At 61.0% G+C, this 24907-nt stretch carries 23 protein-coding genes and 3 pseudogenes; 8 read left to right on the top strand and 18 right to left on the bottom strand.

The genetic code is table 11. From position 1 onward, the window contains the following. Positions 1–537: MCP four helix bundle domain-containing protein (locus PHW99_RS11850; RefSeq protein WP_300177506.1), on the bottom strand; the 537-nt coding region annotated here is incomplete at its 3' end. Between the two features lie 290 nt (positions 538–827). Between PHW99_RS11850 and PHW99_RS11845 the strand changes: the two genes are divergently transcribed. From PHW99_RS11845 to PHW99_RS11835, 3 genes are all read left to right on the top strand, one after another. Further along, positions 828–1091: a hypothetical protein gene (locus PHW99_RS11845; RefSeq protein ID WP_300177503.1), complete on the top strand. Its 264-nt coding sequence runs from the start codon at positions 828–830 to the stop codon at positions 1089–1091. A gap of 68 nt (positions 1092–1159) precedes the next feature. Further along, positions 1160–1999 (top strand): DUF692 domain-containing protein, encoded by an 840-nt coding sequence (locus tag PHW99_RS11840; RefSeq protein ID WP_300177500.1) that lies wholly within the window; start codon positions 1160–1162, stop codon positions 1997–1999. After that, positions 1996–2784 carry a DUF2063 domain-containing protein gene (locus PHW99_RS11835; protein WP_300177497.1) on the top strand — a complete coding sequence of 263 codons (789 nt, stop codon included), beginning with the start codon at positions 1996–1998 and terminating at the stop codon, positions 2782–2784. Before PHW99_RS11840 ends, PHW99_RS11835 begins: the two co-directional genes overlap by 4 nt. 125 nt (positions 2785–2909) lie before the next feature. On the opposite strand, the gene PHW99_RS11830 is transcribed toward PHW99_RS11835, so the two are convergent. From PHW99_RS11830 to PHW99_RS11810, 5 genes are all read right to left on the bottom strand, one after another. Beyond that, positions 2910–3296: a hypothetical protein gene (locus PHW99_RS11830; RefSeq protein WP_300177494.1), complete on the bottom strand. Its 387-nt coding sequence runs from the start codon at positions 3294–3296 to the stop codon at positions 2910–2912. A gap of 278 nt (positions 3297–3574) precedes the next feature. After that, a complete protein-coding gene (locus PHW99_RS11825; protein WP_300177491.1) occupies positions 3575–3715 on the bottom strand; it encodes a hypothetical protein in 141 nt (46 codons plus the stop codon). A gap of 88 nt (positions 3716–3803) precedes the next feature. Continuing rightward, on the bottom strand, positions 3804–4031 hold the full coding sequence (locus PHW99_RS11820; protein WP_300177488.1) for a DUF2798 domain-containing protein: 228 nt from the start codon (positions 4029–4031) through the stop codon (positions 3804–3806). Next, a complete protein-coding gene (locus PHW99_RS11815) occupies positions 4031–4612 on the bottom strand; it encodes a flavodoxin family protein (protein ID WP_300177485.1) in 582 nt (193 codons plus the stop codon). The genes PHW99_RS11820 and PHW99_RS11815 overlap by 1 nt, the downstream gene beginning before the upstream one ends. 12 nt (positions 4613–4624) lie before the next feature. Next, on the bottom strand, positions 4625–5122 hold the full coding sequence (locus tag PHW99_RS11810; RefSeq protein ID WP_300177482.1) for a DUF2938 domain-containing protein: 498 nt from the start codon (positions 5120–5122) through the stop codon (positions 4625–4627). A gap of 75 nt (positions 5123–5197) precedes the next feature. Between PHW99_RS11810 and PHW99_RS11805 the strand changes: the two genes are divergently transcribed. The 3 genes and pseudogenes from PHW99_RS11805 to PHW99_RS11795 all read left to right on the top strand — a co-directional run. After that, positions 5198–5608, top strand: coding sequence for a helix-turn-helix domain-containing protein (locus tag PHW99_RS11805; RefSeq protein ID WP_300177479.1), 411 nt, complete (start codon positions 5198–5200; stop codon positions 5606–5608). A gap of 342 nt (positions 5609–5950) precedes the next feature. Beyond that, positions 5951–6865 carry a hypothetical protein gene (locus PHW99_RS11800; protein WP_300177476.1) on the top strand — a complete coding sequence of 305 codons (915 nt, stop codon included), beginning with the start codon at positions 5951–5953 and terminating at the stop codon, positions 6863–6865. Positions 6866–6921: 56 nt separating this feature from the next. Then, a pseudogene (locus tag PHW99_RS11795) lies at positions 6922–7017 on the top strand (peptidase); the annotation flags it as partial. A 170-nt stretch (positions 7018–7187) separates the two neighbouring features. Here the strand turns inward: PHW99_RS11795 and PHW99_RS11790 are convergent. Together PHW99_RS11790 and leuA are read right to left on the bottom strand one after the other, a co-directional pair. Beyond that, positions 7188–8129, bottom strand: a complete 942-nt coding sequence (locus PHW99_RS11790) for an omptin family outer membrane protease (RefSeq protein ID WP_300177473.1) — start codon at positions 8127–8129, stop codon at positions 7188–7190. Between the two features lie 363 nt (positions 8130–8492). Beyond that, a complete protein-coding gene (gene leuA, locus PHW99_RS11785; protein WP_300177470.1) occupies positions 8493–10208 on the bottom strand; it encodes a 2-isopropylmalate synthase in 1716 nt (571 codons plus the stop codon). Between the two features lie 324 nt (positions 10209–10532). Between leuA and pbpC the strand changes: the two genes are divergently transcribed. Beyond that, positions 10533–12776: a penicillin-binding protein 1C gene (pbpC, locus tag PHW99_RS11780; protein WP_300177467.1), complete on the top strand. Its 2244-nt coding sequence runs from the start codon at positions 10533–10535 to the stop codon at positions 12774–12776. Positions 12777–12789: 13 nt separating this feature from the next. After that, positions 12790–12903, top strand: a pseudogene (locus tag PHW99_RS11775) (cysteine hydrolase); the annotation flags it as partial. Between the two features lie 167 nt (positions 12904–13070). Here PHW99_RS11775 and PHW99_RS11770 read toward each other — a convergent pair. The 10 genes and pseudogenes from PHW99_RS11770 to PHW99_RS11725 form a co-directional block, all read right to left on the bottom strand. After that, positions 13071–14444, bottom strand: coding sequence for an ATP-binding protein (locus tag PHW99_RS11770; RefSeq protein ID WP_300177464.1), 1374 nt, complete (start codon positions 14442–14444; stop codon positions 13071–13073). Between the two features lie 16 nt (positions 14445–14460). Further along, positions 14461–15912, bottom strand: coding sequence for a nickel-dependent hydrogenase large subunit (locus tag PHW99_RS11765; RefSeq protein ID WP_300177461.1), 1452 nt, complete (start codon positions 15910–15912; stop codon positions 14461–14463). After that, positions 15909–16922 carry a HupU protein gene (locus tag PHW99_RS11760; RefSeq protein WP_300177459.1) on the bottom strand — a complete coding sequence of 338 codons (1014 nt, stop codon included), beginning with the start codon at positions 16920–16922 and terminating at the stop codon, positions 15909–15911. The genes PHW99_RS11765 and PHW99_RS11760 overlap by 4 nt, the downstream gene beginning before the upstream one ends. Beyond that, positions 16915–18396: a sigma-54 dependent transcriptional regulator gene (locus PHW99_RS11755; RefSeq protein WP_300177456.1), complete on the bottom strand. Its 1482-nt coding sequence runs from the start codon at positions 18394–18396 to the stop codon at positions 16915–16917. The genes PHW99_RS11760 and PHW99_RS11755 overlap by 8 nt, the downstream gene beginning before the upstream one ends. A gap of 212 nt (positions 18397–18608) precedes the next feature. Beyond that, positions 18609–19670 carry a hydrogenase expression/formation protein HypE gene (hypE, locus tag PHW99_RS11750; protein ID WP_300177453.1) on the bottom strand — a complete coding sequence of 354 codons (1062 nt, stop codon included), beginning with the start codon at positions 19668–19670 and terminating at the stop codon, positions 18609–18611. Beyond that, positions 19667–20806: a hydrogenase formation protein HypD gene (hypD, locus tag PHW99_RS11745; protein WP_300177450.1), complete on the bottom strand. Its 1140-nt coding sequence runs from the start codon at positions 20804–20806 to the stop codon at positions 19667–19669. Before hypD ends, hypE begins: the two co-directional genes overlap by 4 nt. Continuing rightward, positions 20803–21033, bottom strand: coding sequence for a HypC/HybG/HupF family hydrogenase formation chaperone (locus tag PHW99_RS11740; RefSeq protein WP_300177448.1), 231 nt, complete (start codon positions 21031–21033; stop codon positions 20803–20805). Before PHW99_RS11740 ends, hypD begins: the two co-directional genes overlap by 4 nt. A gap of 337 nt (positions 21034–21370) precedes the next feature. After that, the gene (locus PHW99_RS11735) at positions 21371–23185 is read right to left on the bottom strand and encodes an AAA family ATPase (protein WP_300177446.1); all 1815 of its coding nucleotides are present in this window, start codon (positions 23183–23185) and stop codon (positions 21371–21373) included. Between the two features lie 138 nt (positions 23186–23323). Further along, positions 23324–24160 carry a hypothetical protein gene (locus PHW99_RS11730; RefSeq protein WP_300177444.1) on the bottom strand — a complete coding sequence of 279 codons (837 nt, stop codon included), beginning with the start codon at positions 24158–24160 and terminating at the stop codon, positions 23324–23326. A 154-nt stretch (positions 24161–24314) separates the two neighbouring features. After that, positions 24315–24907: pseudogene (locus PHW99_RS11725) on the bottom strand (hypothetical protein); the annotation flags it as partial.

Raw genomic sequence — 24907 nt, 5'->3', positions numbered from 1 at the left:
TGCTTTGGCATCCAGGCCTTGACGCTGCATGGCAAGAAAATCGCCCACCAGTTTGATGTAGCCATCAGCTGCGGGCAGGTAGGCCTTTTCCAGAAGACGATTGGCCTCATCGGCCTTGCCTTCACCTTTCAATTTAGTGACTTGGTCGCGACTCTCCAGATAGGCCTTGCGCACCTCGGTGATCCTGGCAAACAATTCTTTTTCCTGTGTACTGGTGATCAGGGGTTCAATCTGCTTGAGCAGGTTGGAGGTGCTTTTGGTAATTTCTGCGGCATTGGCGGCAAAAAAAGGAACCAGACCAGGGTCACTGCTTTTGGCCACGGCGGTGGTGCGGATCACGGCCACGTTGATGTTGCGGCTCCAGTCGCTGATGTAGCGTTCCTTGGCCAAGGGTTCCTGCATCATTTGCCGCGTGGCATTGGCCAGTGCACCAAGCTGCCAGACACCAATCCCGGTGATGACAACAGCCAAAGCCAGAACCAACGCAAAACCAAACGCCAGGCGCTTGCCAATGCTCATGCTTGCAGACAAATTCATATGTATTCCCCCTCAAATTAGGTGACCCATCAACCGCTTGCTGCGCCAACGCATGCTACTGCGATTTGGCGCCTCCAGGTCATCCGTCGCCGCGGACAGAGGGGTGATTCCGGGAATCACCCCGACGATCAGTCGCCTGAAACGAAAAATTTGAATTTTTTTACCCTCCAGCGTAAGTTTTTGGCGCCTGGTCCGACTGACTCTGTGCCAGCGGAAGCAAAGTGCCCAAAGCATGAGCCCCGCCCGCAATTGAACTTCGTCTTATTGATTTAACCTTCCAAGGAGCTACCATGACATCATCCCAATTCAAATCCGCCATCGCTCTGGCCAGCGCCGCCGCCGCCCTGTTTGCCATGGGTGCCACCGTCACCAGCACAGCCCAGGCAGCCGACATGTCGGTCAAATGTGCCGGTCTGAACAGCTGCAAAGGCCATTCCGACTGCAAAACCGCCAAGAATGAATGCAAGGGCATGAACAGCTGCAAGGGTCAGGGCTGGAACGCCAAGGCCTCGGCCCAGGAATGCACATCAGCTGGCGGCACGGTCCTCAAATAAGCCGGCCAACACCACCACAGGCCCGTGCCAGACCGGGCCTGATTTCATGTCACTCCCGATTGACCTCCATGAACTCCATCCAAGGCTTTGGTGTCGGACTGCGGACCGAACACTACACCGCGTTTGAATCCGAATCCCAGACCCGCGTCGACTGGCTGGAGATCATTTCCGAAAACTACATGGTTCCCGGTGGCCCGCCGCTGTGGCACCTGGACCGCATCCGCCGCGACTTCCCCATGGTGATGCATGGCGTCTCGCTCAACATCGGCGGCAATGCACCACTGAACCTGGACTACCTGCGCGACCTGAAGGCACTGATTGCGCGCGTCCAGCCCGGTTGGGTGTCCGACCACCTGTGCTGGACCGGCATGAATGGACTGAACCTGCACGACCTGCTGCCCCTGCCCTACACCGAGGCATCGCTGCAGCATGTGTGCGAACGCATCCAGCGCGTGCAGGATGTGCTCGGGCGGCGCCTGGTGGTCGAGAACCCCTCCACCTATGTGGCATTCGCCGGCAACGACATGCCCGAGTGGGATTTCGTCGGCGAGATGCTGCGCCGCACCGATTGCGAGCTGCTGCTGGACGTGAACAACGTCTACGTCAGCAGCGTCAACCACGGCTTTGATCCCCGCCAGTACATTGATGCCATCCCGGCCGCGCGCGTGCGCCAGATCCACCTGGCCGGGCACGAGACCCGCGAGGGCTACCTGATCGACACCCACGACCATCCGGTCTGCGAGGCCGTGTGGCAACTCTATGGCCATACCGTGCGGCACTGCGGCTCGGTGCCCACGATGATCGAGCGCGACGACAACATCCCCGCACTGCACGAACTGCTGGACGAGCTGGACCACGCGCGCCAAGTCCACGCCCAGGCGCTCCAGATCGAGGAGTGCCCGGCATGACCGGCTTCCAGACCCTGCAATCCCAATTCCAGACCGCGCTGCTGCACGACCGGCCGCCCGCGCCCGGCCTGCTCAGCCCCCGTGGTGACCTCCAGTTCGGTGTCTACCTGAACGCCTACCGTGCCCGCCTGCGCGCCGCGCTGCGCGACAACTACGAAGTCCTGCCCCTGGTCATGGGGGACGACGCGTTTGACGCGCTGGCCAACGCCTACATCGCGGCCCACCCGTCCACCCACTACTCGCTGCGCTGGTTCGGCCACCAGTTGGGCGCCTTCATGGCTGCCCAGGACACACTGGTCGCGCACCCGGCCATGGTGGATCTGGCCCATCTGGAATGGGCGCTGCGCAACGCCTTTGACGCCGCACCGGCCAGCCCCCTGGCCCCCGCCGAACTGGCGGCCCTGCCAGCGCAAGACTGGCCAGCCCTGCGATTTGTGCTGCACCCGTCCGCGCATCTGCTGGCGCTGCACTGGGCGGTGGGGCCAGTCTGGCACGCGCTCAAGAACGGGCAGGCGGAGGTCCCGCCGCCCGATGCCCTGGCGCACCACCTGCTGGTGTGGCGCGAGGGCATGCAGACCCGCTGGCAGTCTCTCACCGAAGCCCAGGCCGTTTTTTTGCAGGGCCTGCGGGCAGGCCACCCGTTTGGTCGGATTTGTGAAACCCTGGCCCAGCAGGTTGGAGACGACCATGCCGCAGCGACAGCGGTGGCGGTGTTGCATGAACTGCTGGCCGGCGGTGTGCTTGCAGAGATGCAGACTGCAGCCTCTGCATCTCTAGCGTGTTGAATCACAACCCAAACTGAGTTCTTCTTGGGGTGATTCACACTGAATATTGAGTCACGTTACCGGCTACGCTGCTGAATTTTTAGCACGTTGTCGTATACGGCGGCTCCCCTGCCGGCGAACTTCGGCTAGAGCTTCAACTGAAAAATCCAGCCAGCCTCGGCACAGGCATTTTGCGCCCATTGCCGCGCTTCGCCGTAATGCATCAGACCACCCCCGCCGACACCGACATCCTTGCGCTTTTCCGTGACCTCCAGGCCATTTTGGCGGGTGGTATTGAAACTGATCGTCGGTGGCGGCATACCAGTTGCCACTTCGGTCGCTGTCTCCCTGTATCGCAGGGTCTTGGCCGACTCGTCGAACTGACAAGCGATGCGCAACTTCACCCGCCGACTCCCCAGGAACCACTTTGACAGAATCACTTCTTTCGTTGCCGCGAGCGTGGTGCCAGAAATCGCCGCATCCCAACCCTCCGCCTTCAGCCGGGCCAACACCTGTTCTTTTAAATCCGTCATGGCTGCTCTCTCCTAATGACATGGCTGACTCATGCCAAGCGACAGGCCGACCAAGTCAACCGCAACGACCATGTATCTGGACTTCATTTTATATATCGGTACGCCAACGTCTTGCTCAGAAAAGCGATATCCGGCGCACTGGATGCGCCGTCATCTCCCTGTCTGGCTCACCTGGCATCTCGTCGCCCATCTGCACATCATATTCATCCCACAGTGGTAGCCCGCGTGCCGGTGGGTACGTGTCCGGCTGCGTCAACAGATGGACACGCTTCAGTCGCTCAAGCCGCTTGACTCACGTCCACCGCGCCAGCCAGGCCCAGCCGGTTCACCCCACCGAGCAACGTCTTGATGTCGGTGTAGGTTTGCACCTCGCCCGAGAACGCCAACGATGTTGCGCCAGCCCTTGGAGTCGCCTTCAACACCGATCCTGCGACTGCAGCACAACTGGATGAAGATCAGATTTTGCTGAGCAGTACGCCGGCCTGCGTATGCCCGGACTCGGGACGGCTATGGCGTAGCCACCAGGCGCTGCACGATGCGCCGCGTGACCGGGGCCACCAGCAGGACCAGCGGGAAGGCTACCAGCCAGGCGGTCAGCCAGGCGCCGATCCACAGGGCTAGAAAGTGATCCACCAGGCCGGTGGCACGGAAGGTGGAGATACCGGACACCAGCAGCGACATCAGTCCCGACAGGATCAGGCCAAACAGCACGGGTGCAAAGCGGGCGGGGAACATCAGACAAGCTCCTCTTCCTGCACCGCCATGCGGCCCAGCACGCTGGCAAAGTTCCGGCCAAAGACCTCGGCCGTGCGCAGGTCACCCGGCGCAAAGGACTGACCCGGTGCGGAATGCCCGGCCTGCGCCATCATCCCGGTCCACGACCCGAGGCGGTTCAGCGCCTGCTCGTAGGGCACACCATTTTGCTGCTCGGGCAAGAAGGGGTTGCCGGCCCAGATCATGCCGTGCTGCATGGAGAAGGTGAACATGGACAGCAGCGTGCCCTGCTTGTCACCGGACGGCAGCGCCGACACCGTGAAGCCTGCGGCGAGCTTGCCCTTGAGCTGCTGCGTGCGCCAGAGTCGCCCGGTGGAATCCATGAAGGACTTGAAGGGGCCGCTGACGCCGCCCAGATAGGTGGGTGAACCCCAGATGAACCCGTCGAATGCAAGCAGTTGGTCAGGATCGCTGGTAAGGGCCTCGGCCTTGAACAGGCCGACTTCGGTGTCGGGCACGCTGCGCGCGCCGGCCGCGACCAGACGGGCAAAGTGCTCGGTGTTGCCGTGGGCGCTGTGGTAAATGACTGCAATGTGTTTCATGGTTGCTTGCTCCTAGGAAAGAAAGATGGATGCGGCCAGGGCCGCTACGTACAGGCCGAGCCCGAAGATGGTGTGGTTGACCAGACTCTTCAGACAGTTCAGTGCTGGTGTTTTCGTGCGCATTGAGGCAATGCCCGCGCCCATGGCGGGTTGCATGACAAGCAGGGGCACGGCGACCGTGACGATACCCAGGGCCAGCGCTGGTGCCACGGTGGGTGCTCGCAGCCACTGCGGGCCAGCCACGTACGCCAGCAGTGTTGCGAAGACGATGCCGGTGGCGTAGTGCACAACCCAGCCCAGTGCCAGTTCGCCTCGTACGGGCGCTGCCTTGGCGATACCGTCATGCCTCCAGTGGCCCTGCGGCATGTGCCCCACCCAGCGCCCCAGCAGCGCGAAGTTGAGCGTGGGCACATTCAGGAATTGGAGCAGCAACAGCCACATGTCCATCACGGCGGTCGCGCCGATGCCGATGGCGGCAGAGCGCAAAAGTTCTTCATCAAAGGGTGTCATGGATCGTCCTTTCGGTTGACGGGTTGATTCGATAGGGGCAATATACGAATTCAAGTCAACTTGAAGTCAAGACATTTGTTTTCTATGGACATTGCAGAAGTCGCCAAGCGCTCCGGCATGCCGGCCTCGAAGCTGCGCTACTACGAGGAGAAGGGCCTGATTGCCTCGGTGGGCCGGCAGGGCCTGCGCCGCACGTTTGCCCCCACCGTGCTGGAGCAGCTCGCCCTCATCTCACTGGGGCAGGCGGCCGGCTTTTCGCTGGAGGAAATTGCGCAGATGTTCTCGGCGGATGGCCAGCCCAGCATCGACCGCACCATGCTGGCGGCCAAGGCCGACCAGGTTGATACATTGATCAAACGGCTGCAAGCCATGAGCAACGGCCTGCACCACGCGGTCAACTGCCCCGCACCCAGCCACATGGAATGCCCGTCGTTTCGGCGGCTGCTGAAGGCTGCGGCGGAGGGCAGGCTTGCCAAGAAGGGATAACTGATTCAGAACGAGCCAGCCCTGCGCTGCTCGAGACGGATAACGGATAGAAAATTCAACCGCATGAAGCTAGGTATCGCCCCTTGAAACAGTCCCAGATCCGCGTCAAAAACACCACCTGAGCTGGGCGGTGTCTATGCCAGCATAGTGTGCTTGACCACGCCTGCCACACGCTCGAAGCGCTGGAGGTGCAAACCAGCCAGCACCAAGCTCAGGTGGATTTATTTGCCACCCGCCCCCTACAGAAACAGTAGCTCTCAACGCAATAGATAATTGGGCTAGAGCCTTAAATCCGTTGAGCCCGCGCGAGGCTCTGTATCAATTGAAGAAACTGAGCGACTTATGCGAACAGCCATAAAAATCCTGTCCGGCCTGCTGCTGTTTTTGAGCGCGTGCTCAAGCGGCCGTTATTACAAGCCAGCACAGCAAAATTCCTTGTCCTATTCCCACACCAGCCAGGAAGCTCAGGCATTCAGTGTTAAGTTGAACACCTCATGCAATTTTGCCAAACACCCTCATCCTCCAGATCAACGCAACACCGTATTCGTTCACCCGGGCTTACTGCTACTCAATTTCGACTGGGATCAAAGTCTGGCCATCGACAGCGCTAAATTGCTGGTGCGAGAAGGGTTCGCCAGAGATTTTCTTGAGTTACGCGACCGCAAAGTCACAAAAGTCGGACCTATATTGCTGAAAGATCCGGGCACGCGCTTCATGGGTTTGCATTACAGCATGGGTGGGCATCCCCAACTAATCGCCCAGACCCTGCAACAGTTTCCACAAGCCAGAGAGGCAAGTGGCAAAAATTTGGTGTATTACCCGGTACTTATTGATCCCTTCGACATTGGGCAGATCAGCAAATTTATTGACTTGAATGCTGAGTACCTAGGACAGATTTTCATTGTCCTGTCGGAAGAAAAAGCATTTTTCAGACCTAGCATCGATGACATGTCAGAGGACACATCAAACCACCCCAAAGTGCATTTCATTTACGCCGAAGACATTGGCGCGAAATGGGGACATTTTGATGCACTAAAGAGCATCAAAACCGATACCGTCCCATCCAGGTTTCGAGACATTTTTTTCCTGATTGCCAATACCATTGTTGAAGGAGCGACTCCGGCTGAGTTTGAAGCGCGGTTTGCAGTGCTCAAGGCTAAATATGCAATTGAAGACGCGCGAAACATCAACGCTGCCTGGCTGCAACTTGCCAGCAGGTCTGAATGCAATCAGCCAGCCCAGCACCAAAACCCCTGATAGCCAAAACGGCAAGTGCCACTGAACCCGCTGCATGTAACCTTTTGTTTTATCCTTTGAAAAGGACCTACTGCGTCGCCATCACACTCAATGCCGGACCGGTTTTTTTGTCCGATTCCCGGAGCAACGCCGGTCTGAACCAGATCAGCACTGCAGAGGACGTCTTCCCGGTGTCGATGGACATGACGGGCTCCCTGGGGTGATGTGGGTGAGCGGACCGTAGTAAAGCCTTGCTGGTTTGTCACGCTGTGGGACAGATGGCATGCAGACTTACAGATTGACTTCGATCTACGCTGGGGCCGAGCGCTTGCCCTTTGTCGTTCTAGAACAGGTATCGCAGCGTGAACATCAGATTCATCTGCTCAGACCAGACCTTCACCCCGTTGGTCCAGACCAGTTCGGCTTGTTGGACACTGTCTGTCCAAAGATGATCGCCCGTGGTTTCGATGCGCAAGTATTCAAACGCCACGCCTGCCGTCAGGTTCTTGTTTAACGGGGCGGACAGTCCGATCAGCGCGTGCCAGGCGTTGCCGCGCGTGTTTTCATAGGTCATGCGGATGCCAGGACGGAGCAGATGGTGGTCGCGGTTCTTCCCAAACACGATGGCACCATCCATTTGACCGGTCAATGTCAGTCCAGGCACGTTGAAGTGCCGGCTCAAGTCATAGGCCATGCGTGCACCCAGAAAGTATTGCCAATACTTTTGGCTGAATCGGATGCCCTCTCCTGGCAAGGGATCAGCTGCGAGGCCCGGATCCGCCGGGTAGACCTGCACTCCATCGCGAGAGAGAAGATTCAGATCCTGCCAGCGCACGCCCACGACGGGTCGCACATCGAGTCCTTTGGGCAGAGGCATCCAGTCATCAACCCGCATGTCGATGTCCAGGCGCGCCATGTAACTGGGCTCGAACCGCATGCTGGATTCCGAATAGATGTCCATCACGTTGGTGGGGTGTGTTTCGCCTGTCCAGTCTGAATCCTTGAACTGTTCATCCGAACGTTGCGACATGTTGCGCAGGAGTTCACCGCTGAACGTGAACCTGTCGAACTTGCGGCTGGCGACCACCCCACCGAACCACCCGTTCATGGGGAATTCGAGTCGGCTCAAAGGCACTTGGTACGGCGGTTCAGGGTTCCCGAATTCGTAGGAGGTATGGCTACTGAAATAGCGCTTGGCGACGACGTCGACCGTCCAGTCCCCCAGCTCGGCAGCATGGCCTGGAACCGTCAGGACGATAAACAACAAGACGAACAGCTTCAGCATGGGAGTGATATGGTAGCCAGTTTGATTTGATGCACCACAAGGGCCTAACGGATAGAAAATTCAACCGCATGAAGCTAGGTATCGCCCCTTGAAACAGTCCCAGATCCGCGTCAAAAACACCACCTGAGCTGGGCGGTGTCCATCCCTCAAGGCCCTGCTCAGAAAAGCGATATCCGGCGCACTGGGTGCGCCGCACGCAGATTCATCCCGCAGTCCGTCTGATTTGCCGTCTCATCCTCTCACCAACTGACGTGCTGATCGACCTCATCGCCCGGCACCGGTTACGCCGTCATCTCCCAGTCTGACCCGCGTGCCGGTGGGTACGTGTCCGGCTGCGTCAACAGATGGACACGCTTCAGTCGCTCAAGCCGCTTGACTCACGTCCACCGCGCCAGCCAGGCCCAGCCGGTTCACCCCGCTGAGCAGCGCCTTGACCGAGGCGGTGACGATGTTGCTGTCCATGCCCACACCAAAACGCTCGGTGCCACCGGCGGCAGGCACCAGTTCCAGAAAGGCGCAGGCCTGGGCATCACCGGCATCGGTGCTGGCGCGGGTCGAGCGCTCTTCATAACTGCGCACCTGCACCTTGATGCCCACGGTTTGCAGCGCATGCACAGCGGCATCGATCGGGCCGTTGCCCATGCCGGTGAGCTGCAGCGGCTGCCCATTCACTTCCACACCGATGCGGATGCCCTGCATCTGAGCTTTGCCGCTTTGCGCCGGGGGCTCAAACAGGTGGTGTTCCACATAACGCAGGGCGTCCGCCGAGGCTTGCAAATAGGTCGCATCAAACAAATTCCAGATGTCTTGGGCACTCATCTCACCGCCGTGGCTGTCGGTGTAGGTCTGCACCTCGCCTGAGAACTCCACCTGCAAACGCCGCGGCATGACCACACCGAACTCGGCCTCCATCAAATACGCCACGCCACCCTTGCCACTCTGGCTGTTGACGCGGATCACCGAGTCGTAGTTGCGGCCCAGGTCAGCCGGGTCAATCGGCAGGTAAGGCACGTTCCACAAGCCGTCTTTGTCCTGCACCGCCAGGCCCTTTTTGATGGCATCCTGGTGCGAGCCGCTGAAGGCGGTGAACACCAAATCGCCTACATACGGGTGGCGCGGGTGGATCGGCAACTGGTTGCAGTGCTCCACGGTGCGGGCCACAGCGTTGATGTCAGAAAAGTCCAGCCCCGGCGCAATGCCTTGGGTGTACATGTTGAGTGCCAGGGTAACGATGTCCACATTGCCGGTGCGCTCGCCATTGCCAAACAGGCAGCCTTCGACCCGGTCGGCCCCAGCCATCAGGCCCAGTTCTGCCGCCGCCACGGCACAGCCGCGGTCATTGTGCGGGTGCACACTGATGAGCACACTGTCGCGTCGCGCCAGGTGGGTGTGCATCCACTCAATCTGGTCGGCGTAGACATTGGGCGTGGCCACTTCAATGGTTGCGGGCAGGTTCAGGATGACCTTGTTGGCGGGCGTGGCCCCCCACTCGGCGGTGACCGCATCGCACACCTCGCAGGCAAAGTCCAGCTCGGTGCTGGTGAACACTTCAGGGCTGTACTGCAAGACCCATTCGGTCTCGGGCGCTTCAGCACACAGCTCTTTGATGAGTCGCACCGAGGACACCGCCAGCGCTTTGATTTCATCCTTGCTCATGCCAAACACAATCTCACGGAAGGCGGGTGAGGTGGCGTTGTAGACGTGCACGATGGCGCGGCGTGCGCCCTTGAGTGACTCAATGGTGCGGCGGATCAGGTGTTCGCGTGACTGGGTCAGCACCTCAATGGTCACATCGTCGGGGATATGGCCACCCTCAATCAGGGTGCGCATGAAGTCAAATTCGGTTTGCGAAGCGCTGGGGAAGCCGACTTCAATCTCTTTGAAACCCACCTGGCACAGGGTGCGGAACATGCGCATCTTGCGCTCCACGTTCATCGGCTCAAACAGCGACTGGTTGCCGTCACGCAGGTCCGAGCTCATCCAGATCGGTGCATGGGTGATGCTGCGCGAGGGCCATTGGCGATTGGGCAAGTCAATGCTGGGGAAGGCGCGGTATTTGGTGGCGGGGTTGGACAACACGGTGAATATTCCTCTGGAAACGATAACAAACAATGAGGGTTATCTTAGGCCTGAAGGCAGGGTGAATGATTGCGTTATTTCCATGAATAGCAACTTTAAAGGCAAATAATTGCTTATTTGTTATGAATTCAGCAATTTTCATGATCTTGCAAACTTAAACACATTCCTGACAACGGATGGGGAAATCGGCGCGGTCGCTCATTCCCCCAATACCCTACATCCAACGCGTCATATGATGCCAACAGCCATCCATCACATGCGCCTGGACGGCCAGAAGCTTCATCACCCGTCACCATTTGCCCACACCAGGACTGAGAAAGTTTTATGCGTAGCCTCCGTGTTGCACACACTTTAGCTATACTATTTATAGCTATCTATGCAAATAACACCTGGGCTACAGCCAGTTTTAATGATGTGAAAGCGAGCCATCAGCCGTCTGACACGCTGCTGCTGGACCGCCATGGCGAGCTGCTGCACCGTCTGCGTACCGATGCCAGCGTGCGCCGTGGCCAGTGGGTGACACTGGCAGACGTGTCACCGGCGCTGCGCACCGCGCTGGTGTTGTCGGAGGACAAGCGTTTTTACGAACACAGCGGGGTGGACTGGCAAGCCGTGTCCAGCGCGGCCTGGGCCAATCTGTGGCACAGCAAAACACGCGGAGCCTCCACCATCACCATGCAACTGGCCGGGCTGCTGGACGAGGATTTGAAGCGTGGCAGCGGCGGGCGCAACGTGGTGCAAAAGATCGACCAAGCGGTCTCGGCCCAGTGGCTTGAACGCAGCTGGCGCAAGGACCAGATCCTGGAGGCCTACCTGAACCTGGTGCCGTTTCGCGGTGAACTGGTCGGCATTGACGCCCTGAGCCGAACCCTGTTTGGCAAAGCCGCCCACGGGCTGGACCAGCGCGAGGCGGCGGTGGCGGCAGCGCTGGTGCGTGCGCCCAATGCCCCGGCGGCGCAAGTGGCGCAACGCGCCTGCGCCGTGCTCAAAACGCTGGACCCGGCCCGTACCCCCAACACCCGTGCAGCCAGTGCCGACTGCGCCGCGCTGGACCTGTTCACCAGCGCCGCACTGCAGCGCCGAGACTACGCCGCCAGCGACGGTCTGGCGCCTCACGTGGCACGCCAGCTGGCGCCCGGCACCAAGACCACCACCATCCGCACCACCTTGAGCGCGCCGCTGCAACGTTTTGCCGTACAGACCCTGCAGCAACACCTGCGCGAACTCACTGGCCGCCATGTGCAGGACGGCGCGCTGCTGGTGCTGGACAACGCCAGCGGCGAGGTGCTGGCTTGGGTCGGCTCCTCCGGCGACCTCAGCAACGCCGCCGAAGTGGATGGCGTCACCGCGCTGCGCCAGCCCGGCTCCACCCTCAAGCCCTTTTTGTACGCCCAGGCCATCGCCGAACGCCGCCTCACCGCCGCTTCGCTGATTGAAGACTCGGGCACGCAGATCCAGACCACCAGCGGCCTGTACATCCCGCAGAACTACGACCGCCAGTTCAAGGGCTGGGTGTCCGCCCGCACGGCGCTGGGCGCCTCGCTCAACGTGCCGGCGGTGCGCACGCTGGTGATGGTGTCGCCCGACGCCTTCCACCAACAACTCGTCCAGCTGGGCCTGCCGCTGAAAAAAAGCGGCGACTACTATGGCTACAGCCTGGCGCTGGGCAGTGCCGAGGTGTCGCTGCTGGCGCTCACCAACGCCTACCGTGCCCTGGGCAACGGCGGTCGGGTCAGCCCCACCACACTGACGCCGGGCCGACAACCCAGCTGGCGAGCGGCGCTGGACCCCCGCGCGGCGTTCATCATCGGCGACATCCTGAGCGACCCCCATGCCCGCGCCCGTACCTTCGGCACTGACAGCGTGCTGGCCACCCGCTTCTGGACGGCGGTGAAAACCGGCACCAGCAAGGACATGCGCGACAACTGGGCCGTCGGCTGGTCGCAGCGTTACACCGTGGGCGTGTGGGTCGGCAACGCCAGCGGCGCGCCGATGTGGGACGTCAGCGGCACCAGCGGCGCCGCACCGGTCTGGGCCGCCGTGATGAGCTACCTGCACCGGACCCGGGCCAGCCGCGCACCCACAGCGCCAGCCGGCGTGGTGCAAACCGCCGTCCAGTTTGCCGGCGCAGCAGCCAGACCCGCAGCACCGGTCGAGGCCGCGCGACAGGAATGGTTTCTGCAAGGCACCCAGCAAACCACATTTGCTATCAATACAGAAGCTACCCAGGCAAACAACACGCGGGCTAAGGGCCAAAATCTTTCACAAAACCCCGACAAACCGAGCGCCCGCATCACCGCGCCGACCACCGGCACCATCATTGCGCTGGACCCCGACATTCCGCCCCAACACCAGCGCGTGAGCTTCGCGGCCAGCGGTGACAAGCTGCGCTGGCTGATGGATGGCAAGGCATTTGCGGCAGGGTCCACGGCGCAGTGGCTGCCTTGGCCCGGGCGGCATGTGGTGCAAATCATCGGTGCCAAGGGCCAGGTGTTGGATGAAATCCGGCTGGAAGTGCGCGGTGCCGGGGTCAAGGGCGCGCCCGAGCCCGGCGCCCGCCCGCGCTGAACGGTCCACCCGGCCCGGCCAGACCGGTGCCGAGTTCCAGCCGCGTTTCACACCGCTGGCGACGGAACAGGTGATGGAAAAAAACGTGACGGACGCCTTTGCCGGTTCCGGGCTGGAACGCTGGCTGCGTGGGTTTTGCCACCACCGTGGTGTCCGATGCCACCTTTGCCTTTGACCGGACCGATCTGGCCGGGTGATGCCACGGTGGCCCTGCACCGCCACTCAAAAGCTATACATTTAATAGCTGAATAAGCTTATTTCTTCTGGGCTAGAGCCCCAAAAGGCTTGCAAATTTCACGAACCTGGGGCCACCGGGGCCGGCTTGGCGGCGGGCAGGCGCAGCACAAATTCGGCGCCGCCTTGTGGGTGGTTGCGCGCGGTCAACGTGCCGCCGTGGCGCTCGACGATGCCGTAGCTGATGGACAGGCCCAGGCCGGTGCCCTTGCCCACCGGCTTGGTCGTGAAAAACGGCTCAAAAATGCTGGACAGGACTTCGGGGGCGATGCCGGGCCCGTTGTCGTGCAGCGTGATGACCAGGGCATGGCCTTCGCGCCGGGTGCTGATTTTCAGCACCGGCAACACCCCAGGCTGGGCGCTGGCCGCGTCGTAGGCGTTTTGGATCAGGTTCATCAACACCTGCAGCAGCTGGCCCGCATTGCCGGGCACCACGCAGCCCGGGCTGGCTTGCAGTTCCACGTCAAAGTCCAGCTTCATGCCGGTGCGCACCCAGTGGATGGCGCGCTCGATCACCGCATCGACCTGGACCGCCTCGCGCTCCTCGCCATCCAGCGCCGAGAAGCGCTTGAGCCCATCGACGATGCTGGCCGTGCGCTGCGCGCCTTCGATGGTGCCGTCCATCAGCGAAGGCAGATCGTTCAGGATGTGCTCAATGCGCAGTTTCTGCGCCAGCGCCACCAACTGCGGGTTGTTGCCCAGCGCGGCCTCGGCATGCACCGCGTCCAGGTACTGGCGCAGGCGCATGGTGTAGCGGTTGAGCGCGTGCACATTGCCGAGCACAAAGCTGATCGGGTTGTTGAGTTCGTGCGCCACACCGGCCACCAGGCGGCCCAGGGACGACATTTTTTCGGCGTGCAGCAGTTGTTGTTGCGTCAGCTTGAGCGCTTCATGCGCCTCGTGCAGCTGGCGGTAGGCGCGCTTGATTTCCGCCATGGGCCGCCCGACAAACACATAACCCACGCAGCGGCGGCGAGCGTCGTAACGCGGTGTGGCGGTGAAATCCACCGGCACCGGCTGGCCGGTGGCGTCGTGCAGCATCAACTCCACCGTCTCGCCCTGGCGCAGCGTGACGGTGCGGCGCATCATGTCCTGCAGCACGCCGGTGTCGGCGCTGCTGTGCAGCAAGGTGTGCATGGGGGCGCCCAGCAAGGCCTCTTCACTGCAGCCCACCAGTTCGCACAGGGCCTGGTTGGTCTGCTCAATCAGCCCCTGCGCGTCGGCGGCGACCAGCACGTCCGACATCGAGGACAGCAGGCTGTAGATCAACTGCTGCGAGACCTCCAGCTGCGCGTTTTTTTCCTCCAGCGCCACCTCGTCGCGCAACAGCTGCGAGTACACGTCATCCATCTTCTGGATCACGTCCAGCCAGGTGTCGTCGTCCACACCTTTGGGGTGCGGATGGGCGGAAGGAGGGGCGGCGTGTCGGGTCATGCGCGGTCGGGCTCCATCAGTGCACCGTGCACACCATGCAAGGGTCAAACGAACGCACGATGTGCTGCACCGCCACCGGCGTTTTTTCACCCGGCTGCACCGGCGCGCCCACCAGTGCGGCCTCCAGCGCGCCGGGCGTGCCGTGGCGGTCGCGCGGGGAGAAGTTCCAGGTCGTCGGAGCGATGATCTGGTAGTTGGCAATGCGCCCGCCGCGGATCGACAGCCAGTGGCCCAGGCTGCCGCGTGCGGCTTCGCACAGGCCAAAGGCGTCGGCCTCTTCCGGCAGCACCGCGTCGTTGGCGCAGGGGGCATCGGGCGCTATGGCACGCAGGCACTGCTCGGCCAGCAACACCAGCCGCGCCAGCTCGATGGCACGCGCGAGCACCCTTGTCGCCACATTGCCGCCGGTGCGTGCCCACAGCGCGCGTATCAAGGGCTGGCCATCCGCCAGCTGGCGGGCCAGGGCGCCGGTTTCCAGCACCCGGCCATCGAGCCGGGGCGCCTTGTTCCAGGTGTAGGCATCGGGTTTGTCCATCTGCGGCAGGGTCAGCCCGCTTGATGGGTGCAGCGCGGCTCCGGCATCGGCCAGCCAGGCGTGGCGCGCATCCTCGGCGATCTGCGCCGTGTTGACCGGCGCCAGCGTGTGGCCGTCCCACACGCCGGGTGCCATCGCATACTGGCCGCTGGGGTCGGCAAAGCCGCCATAGCTCAGCGTCAGGCCGGGGCCCCGGCCCAGGGTGTCGAGTTGCAGGTCGCGGGCAATGGACAGGAACAGCCGCAGGTCGCCCTGCAAGGGGTCGCGCTGCAGCCACTGTTCCAGCGCCGGTTCGCTGTCCAGCGCGACCACTTCTTCCAGCGGGGCGGCATACAACACGCGCTCCAGAAAGCTGCGCATCTCCGCCACGCGCGAGCCCAGCCGGTAACGCTCGGACCCACTGAGATTGCGGGTTGATCCGCCGGGGACGATGGACTGGGTGTGCGGCCATTTGCCGCCCAGCGTGCCCATGATCTGCATCCAGCGCTGGCGCGCCGCCACCGCCTCGCGGGAATGCGCACCCGAGTGCGTGGAGAAACGCTGCAGCGCCTGCGCATGCCAAGGGCGCTGGGCATACACCTCGCGCGTGAAGTCAGGCATGAAGAACAGGTAGAAATGCGTCAGATGGTCGGCCGCGTTCTCGCAGGCCAGCATCAGGTTGGTCAGCCACACGCCATTGGGCGGCACCGCCACGCCACAGGCCGCGCCCAGCGCGCGCGCCGCCGCCACCGACTGCGTGACCGAGCAAATGCCGCAGATGCGCGGCACATAGACCATGGCGTCAAACGGGTGCTTGCCTTGCAGGATCTGCTCGAAGCCGCGGTACATGGGCGCGTTGACCCAGGCTTCGTTCACCTGCCCGTCGGCCACTTCCAGGCGGACTTCCAGATCGCCTTCGACGCGGTTGAATGGGCCTACCAGCAAACGTGTCATTTGAGTCGGGTCTTCCGGGTCAGGGGCGCCACCACCAGGTGGTCAGAGGTCGAGTTGACCTTGACGCGCTGCGGTGTCGCCGATTTGGACAGTGAGGCCAGCGCCACAAACCAGGCCTTGTGCATGTCGATGGGCAAGCCGATGGGAATACCCGCCACCTTGGGCGTCTGGTGAAATGGGTGGCCCGGCTCCTCAAAGCCCGGCTCGGTGCAGCTGATGCAGGCGTAGCCGCCACGCGTGCACGAGCCCTCGCCGTTCCAGAGCCGGATGTTGCAATCGGCATGCGCCTGCGTGCCCTTGCAGCCCATGTGCTCCATCATGCAGCCCAGGTCCGACGGCTTGTCGGCGCTGGCCTTGTACTCGTAATACTCGTTGCGCGAGCAGGCGTGGTGCACCAGCTGGTCGGCATAGGCGCGGGGGCGTCCCAGCGTGTCGAGGGCGTCCGCCGTCATCGGCAACTCAGCGGCCAGCGCCGCCAGCGTTTCCAGCACCCAGCCGGGGTGGGTGGGGCAGCCCGCCACATTCACCACGGGCAGGCCCGACGGATCACGCCACTGTGCGCCCAGCACGCCACCGGCGTGGTCACCTTCGTATTGCAGCCCGCAGGCGTCGGTCGGGTTGATGCCGCCGGCGGTGATGCCGCCAAAGGTCGCGCAGCTGCCCACGGCCACGACGTGCTGGGCGACAGCGCTCAGGCGCTCCACCCAGTGCAGCATCGGCTCTTGCGTGCCGGCCAACATGTGGAAGCGCCCGCTGCCCTCAGGCCCCCGCAGCACCGCGCCTTCCAGGCACAACGCGTGCAGCGGTACCTTGCCACTCAGGCAGTCCTGCAGGATGGCCAGCGACTCGTCCCCCGACTCCAGTGAAAGCGCCGGATGCCACAGCAGGTTCACGCCGATCTGGCGCAACAGGCCCCGAAAATCGGCCGTGTCGGCGCACAGCAGCGACATGCTGCAACCGCCGCACCCGCCGGATTGCAGCCACAGCACGTTGAAGTGGGGTTCAGCCATCGGCCTGGCCCTCCAGCCCAAAGCGGGCCAGCTTCTGGCGCAGGCCGACGCGCGACAGGCCCAATTCCTTGGCCGCGTGGGTTTTGTTCCAGCGCAGGCGCAACAGGGTCTCGCGCAGGATCACGGCCTCAATCGCGTCCAGGCGCTCTTGCAGGGTGCCGCCTTGCGGCAGGCCGTTGCCCGGCTGTTGGGGCGTTGCCATGCCGGGCTGGCCGTGCAGCACGCGTTTGGAGAAGGCGCTGGCGGACACCGTCAGCCCATCGGACAGCGCCACGGCACGGTAAATCTCATTCCTCAGCTCGCGGATATTGCCCGGCCAGGGGTAGGCCAGCAGGTTGGCCCGCACATCGCTGGCAAAGCGCACGTCGGGGCGGCCCAGCTCCTGGCCGGCGCGCAGCAGCAGCATGTCGGCAATCGGCAGGATGTCGGCGCTGCGCTCGCGTAAGGGCGGCACCGACAGCGTGATGCCAGCGATGCGGTAGTACAGGTCTTCGCGGAACCGGCCCGAGCGCACGTCCTGCTCCAGGTCGCGGTGGGTGGCGGCAATCACCCGCACATCGACCAGTACCGGGCGGCTGGCGCCCACGGGGCGCACCTCGCCCTCTTGCAGCACGCGCAGCAGCTTGACCTGGAAAGCCGGCGAGGTGTCGCCAATTTCATCCAGAAAGATGGTGCCGCCATCGGCCCGCTGGAACAGGCCCACATGGTCTTCAAAGGCGCCGGTGAACGCGCCCCGCTTGTGGCCAAACAGTTCCGACTCCAGCAGCGTGTCGGTCATGGCGGCGCAGTTCTCCATGACAAAGGCGCGCTCGCAGCGCGGGCTGGCGTAGTGGATGCCGCGCGCCAGCAGCTCCTTGCCGGTGCCCGACTCTCCGGTCACCAGCACCGGCAGGTCGTAGCGGGCCACGCGGGCGGCCATCTCACACACGGCGTTGAGCGGGCTGTTTTCCGAGCGCTCCAGGCTGTCAAAGTCGAACGCGGCGCGCGCCGTGGCCAGTGTCTCGGTGCCGCGGCGGCGCAGCACCGGGGTGCTGGTGCGCAGCTCCAGGTTCAGGCGCTGGGTCTGCATCTGCAGGCTGCGCGCCTCAGCCGCCTTGGCCACGGTGGACAGCAGGTGCTCGGGCACCCAGGGCTTGAGCACGTACTGGTAAATGCCCGCGTCGTTGATGCCGGCAATGATGTCCTGCGAATCCGTGTAGCCCGAGATGATGATGCGCACGGTGTCGGGCCACGCCTCGCGCACTTCCTTCAAAAACTTGACGCCGCTGGTGCCGGGCATGCGCTGGTCGCACAGGATCACGCTGACCTCGTGGCGCTCCAGCAGGCCGCGCGCCTCGTCGGCGGAGCTGGCGGTGAGGATGCGGAAGTCTTCCTCCAGATTGCGGCGGATCGAATCCAGCGAACGGGTCTCGTCATCCACCACCAGCACCAGCGGCAGCGAATCGTGGGGGTCGGGCAAGGCGGGTGGCGACATCAAAATACTCTGTTTTTAATAGCTGATCAGGCAGGTTTTATGCGGGCTAGAGGCGGATTTTATTGATGAACCAACCATGGCTGGCAGAATGGGTATCAAACAGGCGCTGACGCAGGCTGTTGACGCTGGGAGTGGGCAGGCGGGTTCGCATGATGGCTTTCAGATTCCCCATGAAATTCCAACATGCCATGTTCGAATTTCATGGTCTTTTCTCAACAAATGCGCGGCAGCTGTTCGCCGCTGAGCCAGTCCACCACGCGCCGACCGCCAAAGCGGGTGGCCATTTGCACAAAGCAATGGCTGTCCTGGGTGACCGTGCCGATGCGCTGCGCGCCCTGCCCCAGCGGGTGGGCGCGCATGGCGGCCAGCAGGGTGTCGGCCACCTCGGGCGCGCAGATGGCAATCAGCTTGCCCTCGTTGGCCACGTACAGCGGGTCCAGGCCGAGCAGCTCGCAGGCGGCTTCGACCTGCGGCAGCACCGGAATGGCGGCCTCTTCCAGCAGCATGCCAACCTGTGACTGGGTGGCAATCTCGTTGAGTGTGGTGGCCAGGCCGCCACGGGTGGGGTCGCGCAGCACATGCAGCGCCGCCGGGTCGGGCAGCGCATGCAGCATGGCCTGCACCAGGGTGTGCAGCGCGGCGGTGTCGGATTGAATCGCGGTCTCAAATTCCAGCGACTCACGCAGCGACATCACGGCCACGCCATGCTCACCGAGCGTGCCGGAGACCAAAATCACATCGCCCGCCTGGGCTTGGCGGCCGTTGATGCACAAGCCTGTGGGGGCCACGCCCACGCCGGTGGTGCTGATGAAGACGCCGTCGCCCTTGCCTTTTTCCACCACCTTGGTGTCGCCGGTGACGATGGGCACACCGGCCTCACGCGCAGCGGCGGCCATGGATTCCACAATGCGTTTCAGGTCCGCCAGCGCAAAGCCTTCTTCGATGATGAAGCTGGCCGACAGGTACAGCGGCTGCGCCCCCGACATGGCCACGTCATTGACCGTGCCGTGCACCGACAGGCAGCCAATGTCGCCGCCCGGAAAGAACAGCGGCGAGATCACATGCCCGTCGGTAGCCATCACCAGTTGCCCGCTGCCGGGTAGGGGCAGCAAAGCGCCGTCGTGGCCCTGGCGCAGGTAGTCGTTGTCAAAGGCGCGGGCGAACAGCTCGTCCACCAGCTGCGCGGCGGCGCGGCCACCGGCCCCGTGCGTCATGTCGATGTGCCCATGCTTGAAGTCGATGGGGCGCAGGTAGTTTTTCTTCTGTGTTGTCATGCTGAGACCACCGCAATGTCACGAAACCGCCCATAGGCGTAATGGGCGGCGCACGCGCCCTCGTTGGAGACCATGCACGAGCCCATCGGGCTCTCGGGCGTGCACACCGTGCCAAACAGCTTGCAGTCGGCCGGGCGTTTGACACCACGCAGAATCGCCCCGCATTCACACTGCTTGTGGTCGGGCACACTGGCATAGTGCAGATCAAACTTGCGCTCGGCATCCCAGGCGGCGTAGGCTGGGCGAATTTTGAGGGCGCTGTGGGGCACTTCGCCCAGGCCGCGCCACTCAAAACTATCACGCAGCTCAAAGACCTGCGCCATCAGGGCCTGCGCCGCCTGGTTGCCCTCGCGCGTGACCACGCGCGAGAACTCGTTTTCCACCACCGCCCGGCCCGCGTTGATCTGGCGCACCAGCATCAAAATGCCTTGCATCACATCCAGCGGCTCAAAGCCGGTGATGACCACCGGCTTGCGATACCTCTCGGCAAAGCCCTCGTAAGGCCTGGAGCCGATGACGATGCTCACATGCGCCGGCCCGATGAAGCCGTCAATCGGCACCGTGCCCAATTGGTGAGCCTCGGCGGCTTCCAAAATGTGCGTGATGGCCGCTGGCGTCAGCACATGGCAGCACAAGACGCTGAAGTTGGGCACCGCCCGCGCCGCCGCATCACGCAGCACCAGCGCGGTGGGCGGCGTGGTGGTCTCGAAGCCAATGGCAAAAAACACCACCTCGCGGTCGGGGTGCTGCTCGGCCAGCTTGAGCGCGTCATGCGCCGAATACACCATGCGCACATCCGCACCACGCGCCTTGGCCTTGATCAGGGACAGCCCGTCCGAGGCCGGCACGCGCATGGTGTCGCCATAGGTGCACAGCATCACGCCCCGGTCCAGCGCCAGCCGGATGGCCAGGTCCACCCGGCCAATCGGCAGCACACACACTGGGCAGCCCGGCCCGTGGATCATGCGCACATTGGGCGGCAGCATGTCGGCAATGCCGTAGCGCGAGATGGCATGGGTGTGGCCGCCGCAGAACTCCATGAAGTTGTAGCTGATGCCGGGGCGCACTTCGGCAGCGATGTTGGCCGCGATGTGCCGGGCCTGCGCACCGTCGCGGAATTCGTCGATGTATTTCATGCCTGGCCCTCGGTCTGTGCCAGTTCGGCAAACAGCGCCAGCGTGCGCTGCGCCTCCTCGGGGTCGATCTTGCCGATGGCGTAGCCCACGTGGATGATCACGTAGTCGTCCACCTGGGCGTCGTCGACCAGATCAATCGACACCTCTTTGCGCACCCCGGCCAGATCGACAACGGCACGCAGCTTGGGTAACAGTTCCACCACACGGGCGGGAATGGCTAGACACATGTTGGCTCCTTCTTATGCTATATAATTCGTAGCTTGTTAGACAGTGTTTATCTGGGCTGGGAGGTGATTTGTTGATAAAGCTGCAGACGTTGGCTCCCATAGGCCCGTGAACAGTGCTGCCAGCTCTGATGTACGACCTGCTGCAAACAGCTGTGCTGCGCGAAGCCCACATGTCTCTTGGGCCATCGCGGCAGAAGAAGCGGTCAGTACAGCTAGGGCAATGTGGCGAAGGTGCATTGATTTCTCCAGAGCGAAGTCTTGCGGTCAACGTGGAGGTCACCGGCGCTGCGCGGCTTTATCGCGCAGCGTCCGGTGGACCACAGGGTTAGCCCTCAAGTCAATGGCCAAGTAGCTCACTTTCAACGATGTCAAATATCGAAGAAAAATTGCGAAAGTGTTCCGCTGTTCCATTGGAACAGAACCAGTCACACAAATTCTTCTTCTCATCCTTGTTGATGGACTTCTTTGCGGGCGAAATCATTGCATGACCACGAATCCGTGTAGTGGTTGGGTCGGTTGAATCGATAAACTGAGGGTGGCTGTTTTCAAGCTGCTCAACGATCTCTGCGGGTATGAGATTCTCAATGCCTATAGTTATCGCAGAGTCTTCGATTGAAGGGATAGCACGCTTTATGAGCTTCCCTTTCTCTGATGCTGCCTTGTTTGTATCGCAGTCGTAGAGCAAGAGAATTTTTGATGGGAGCAATTCCGCCAGTTGAACTTCGTAGGATCGCCAAATCTTGTCTAGGTTGCCAAAGCCAGACCCATCTCTAAGTTGAATGGCGTGAAGGACATGCAGCTTCCCAAGCAACTCAGCCGCCCTAGTTATGTATCGAATATCGTAATCGCCCTCGACAAAGACGATTGGGCGTGAGTTGGCCCTTAGAGTGTTGGCGATCTCTTGTCGGTGCAGGTTTGTTTGTTTGAATGTCTCGTAGGCTGCCGTGAACTCTGAAAAATCTGATGCTGAGACAACTTCACCATCTGGCATATTTATTGTTTTGAAGCCGTCGGCTCCAAGCCTTTCCTCCATTCCCAGCAGAAACAGGGGCGAGTGAGTAGTTATTATGAATTGCACGTTTGGGAAAGATGCGAGAAGGTCAGGCAAGACTTCTTTTTGGTGACGCGTATGAAGATGTGCATCGATCTCATCGATGACTACGATCCCACGTATGTCGCTTAGGTTCTCCAACGATCCCCCACTTAAGTCGTAATCACGCATCGTGGACAGGAAGAGGTTAAGTAGCAGAACCTCTCCTGTTGAAAGTTGAAATATGTTTGGAATCCATGGCGCCTCATCTTTCAATATTGAAATTAGGCGATTGCGCCTATCACCAGCGCCGAGACGAATCGTTCCGTCAACGCGAAGTGTCGTGCGGAGTAGCTGTAAAACGGCTTCGTAGATTCGCGAACTCTGTCCTTGAAACCCCACGAAAATAGGGATGTTAATGGGTTGCTGGTTTGGCCCAACTGGAAGCGCCATGGTCGAAGTCTGGAGCTCAAATGCTTGGCGATCAAAGATTAGATCCAGAAGCCAGTTTCTATTTGCCTTTAGGGGCGATGTTGAAATCAGACTTCTATTCGAGTAACGATTGATGCGCTTTAGCTCGGTGTAGGTCGCTCGATCCTTTAGATTGTCTATGTTCAACCATGCGGGCTCTTCAAACCGGTTGACCGGGAAATATAGGCAGCATTTCTTCTCAAATAGCTCCTTAGCTGCTTGTTCGTTGTGGGTCATGGAGCTTTGAAAGTGGGACGAATCATTTGCAGGAATGGCGGTCCAGGTTCTCTTTGCCGGAGAAAAAGAATAGGCTTCCTCAAATTGGGATTTTTGTGTGTCGAGTTGCCATTCTTCGACATACTGCCCGTTCCCAAAGTCAGCACGTCCATATGAGTAGTGCGCTCCGGCTCTAATGTACTGAGGGCTTCTGTACTTGTAGACCTTCCCATGTTCAACTTCAGTATCGTCAAAGGCCGTCTGCTTTGCAGTGATCAGTGTGTTGACTAAATAGGACAGAAGAATTGTCTTCCCCGTACCATTTTCACCGACGACGACTAATGGCTTGGGACTACCTGAATCGGTTGTGGGGAAATCGATTGATAGATGGTCGATTGGCCCGGCGTTTTCAATTTCAATTTTCTTGAAGTACATAGCGACCGTTCAGTTGTGAGGGATAACGCCCAGGTTAACCGGCGCCGGAGCGCGAAGCGCGGAGGGCACCAACACTGGCCATAAAAATGCCGAAGGCATGGCCAGTGTTGGCGTCCGCGTTGAACCGACAGTTAGATTTCATTCGTGCCCTTCCTTTTCAATTTTTCGAAGAACTACATGGATTGTTGCTAAGTACATGTAGTACATCCAGCTAAGCCAGATATTTGCGTCGTATCCTGTTTTTTGCTTGTCGTTGTTGTGACGAATACAAAAGTTGTTGGCTATGTTGAAGAGGTCTTTTTCGTCGGAACTGGTCAAAAGGTCTTTTACTTTTGATCGCAGCAATTCCAAAATTCCAACCAAATCTTGAACTGCGTGCCGACGATCATCAAGCGTCGACCCATGCCTGCGATAAAGCCGTGTTGCTGCAGAGACGCGCGCGAGAACATTTTCATCGTTTGTTGGCAAGTCGGCGTCAAATATTGCTTCGAACCCGGCCTCAGGCTTGCGCAAGACCTCTCCATCGGTTGAGAGCTCAAACGAGTGCTGGTAATGAGCAAGAACCGCATTTATTTTGTTTCTGAAATCGGCACGGCCCAGTACCCCATTGAAGGTTTGCCAATGCATGCCGCAGTCAGAAAAATTGTGAGGAGTGCCTTTTATCGGTCGTGAAACATGCTCATGCAAGAACTCCAGTACATCGAAGAAGTTGTCCTCCGAATAGAACGGCGCTTTCTGATCGATTGGCCATAGACCTTTCGTTCGAATGCCCAGGAACATTTCAAGCTCTGGATCTTTTAGCTTTCCCTGGATGTGTCCCGCATCAACGCAATAGAACCCGAAGGCCTCATCGAAGTACCCGTCAGACCTGAGTTGCCCATAGACGCGCACAAAGAGGTCGAGCACGTTATGAAGCGGCAGCCCTTTGATGTTTGGGTTGGTTCCCTTGCGTTGTGAGTAGTATTGGCGGGTCATACGGTGAGCATGAAATCTAACGTAATGTAGACGAGTGCCTAATCTGGCCAGCCCAAGTTAGACGACGAAATAAACTGAATGGCACAGGATGCCATTCCCAGGAAACGGAGTCACTGAGACGCAGGTGTTTGGCTTTCATTGACATACTTGCTATCTATTGAGTAGCTGTTTGCGCACCATCTACCTGGGCTACAGTTCTATTTTTCTCTTGATTTTTGCCACGCAACAGTGCCAGCCGCTGCCCGGCCACCCAAGCCTGCCCCAACGCCAGCCCGGCGTCACCACATGACAGTGTTTGGGCTGGCAGCACGCTCAACCCCGCGCCTGACAGCTGCGCCACGATGCGCTGCGTGAGGATGCGGTTGAAAAAACAACCGCCGCCCAAAGCCACATCCCGCAGCTGGTGAAGCTGTGCCTGGGCGACGGTGTGGGCGCACAGGGCGTCGGCCAGGGTCAGGTGAAAGCGGGCAGCGGCCTCATCGACCACTGCCGGGTTGGTGACATCCACGTCGATCAGGCTGGAGCGCAGCAAGGGGCGCAGGTCGATCTGGCCGTCGGGCGTGACCACCCAGTCGCCGGTGCGGACTTGCAGCGTGTGGTCTTGCAAGTAGCGTGCTGCAGCCTGCTCCAGGGCGATGGCGGCCTGGGCTTCAAATTCCTGCCGCACGCTCAAACCCAGCAAACCGGCCACCGCATCAAACCAGCGCCCGGCAGCCGTGGTGGGCGGGCAGTTCAGGCCCCGTTGCA

Origin of the sequence: Rhodoferax sp. (assembly GCF_028689305.1) — a bacterium.
Lineage (GTDB): Bacteria > Pseudomonadota > Gammaproteobacteria > Burkholderiales > Burkholderiaceae_C > Rhodoferax.
The sequence above is the reverse complement of the archived record's forward strand: the minus strand, read 5'-3'. Positions and strand labels throughout refer to the sequence as shown.

Coding starts and splice junctions, on each gene's coding strand:
- PHW99_RS11845 (WP_300177503.1), top strand. CDS start 828: ATGACATCATCCCAATTCAAATCCGCCATCGCTCTGGCCAGCGCCGCC.
- PHW99_RS11760 (WP_300177459.1), bottom strand. CDS start 16,922: ATGGCTGAACCCCACTTCAACGTGCTGTGGCTGCAATCCGGCGGGTGC.
- PHW99_RS11735 (WP_300177446.1), bottom strand. CDS start 23,185: ATGTACTTCAAGAAAATTGAAATTGAAAACGCCGGGCCAATCGACCAT.
- PHW99_RS11835 (WP_300177497.1), top strand. CDS start 1,996: ATGACCGGCTTCCAGACCCTGCAATCCCAATTCCAGACCGCGCTGCTG.
- PHW99_RS11830 (WP_300177494.1), bottom strand. CDS start 3,296: ATGACGGATTTAAAAGAACAGGTGTTGGCCCGGCTGAAGGCGGAGGGT.
- PHW99_RS11800 (WP_300177476.1), top strand. CDS start 5,951: ATGCGAACAGCCATAAAAATCCTGTCCGGCCTGCTGCTGTTTTTGAGC.
- PHW99_RS11755 (WP_300177456.1), bottom strand. CDS start 18,396: ATGTCGCCACCCGCCTTGCCCGACCCCCACGATTCGCTGCCGCTGGTG.
- PHW99_RS11730 (WP_300177444.1), bottom strand. CDS start 24,160: ATGACCCGCCAATACTACTCACAACGCAAGGGAACCAACCCAAACATC.
- hypE (WP_300177453.1), bottom strand. CDS start 19,670: ATGACAACACAGAAGAAAAACTACCTGCGCCCCATCGACTTCAAGCAT.
- hypD (WP_300177450.1), bottom strand. CDS start 20,806: ATGAAATACATCGACGAATTCCGCGACGGTGCGCAGGCCCGGCACATC.
- PHW99_RS11770 (WP_300177464.1), bottom strand. CDS start 14,444: ATGACCCGACACGCCGCCCCTCCTTCCGCCCATCCGCACCCCAAAGGT.
- PHW99_RS11810 (WP_300177482.1), bottom strand. CDS start 5,122: ATGACACCCTTTGATGAAGAACTTTTGCGCTCTGCCGCCATCGGCATC.
- PHW99_RS11740 (WP_300177448.1), bottom strand. CDS start 21,033: ATGTGTCTAGCCATTCCCGCCCGTGTGGTGGAACTGTTACCCAAGCTG.
- PHW99_RS11765 (WP_300177461.1), bottom strand. CDS start 15,912: ATGACACGTTTGCTGGTAGGCCCATTCAACCGCGTCGAAGGCGATCTG.
- PHW99_RS11820 (WP_300177488.1), bottom strand. CDS start 4,031: ATGTTCCCCGCCCGCTTTGCACCCGTGCTGTTTGGCCTGATCCTGTCG.
- pbpC (WP_300177467.1), top strand. CDS start 10,533: ATGCGTAGCCTCCGTGTTGCACACACTTTAGCTATACTATTTATAGCT.
- PHW99_RS11840 (WP_300177500.1), top strand. CDS start 1,160: ATGAACTCCATCCAAGGCTTTGGTGTCGGACTGCGGACCGAACACTAC.
- PHW99_RS11790 (WP_300177473.1), bottom strand. CDS start 8,129: ATGCTGAAGCTGTTCGTCTTGTTGTTTATCGTCCTGACGGTTCCAGGC.
- PHW99_RS11815 (WP_300177485.1), bottom strand. CDS start 4,612: ATGAAACACATTGCAGTCATTTACCACAGCGCCCACGGCAACACCGAG.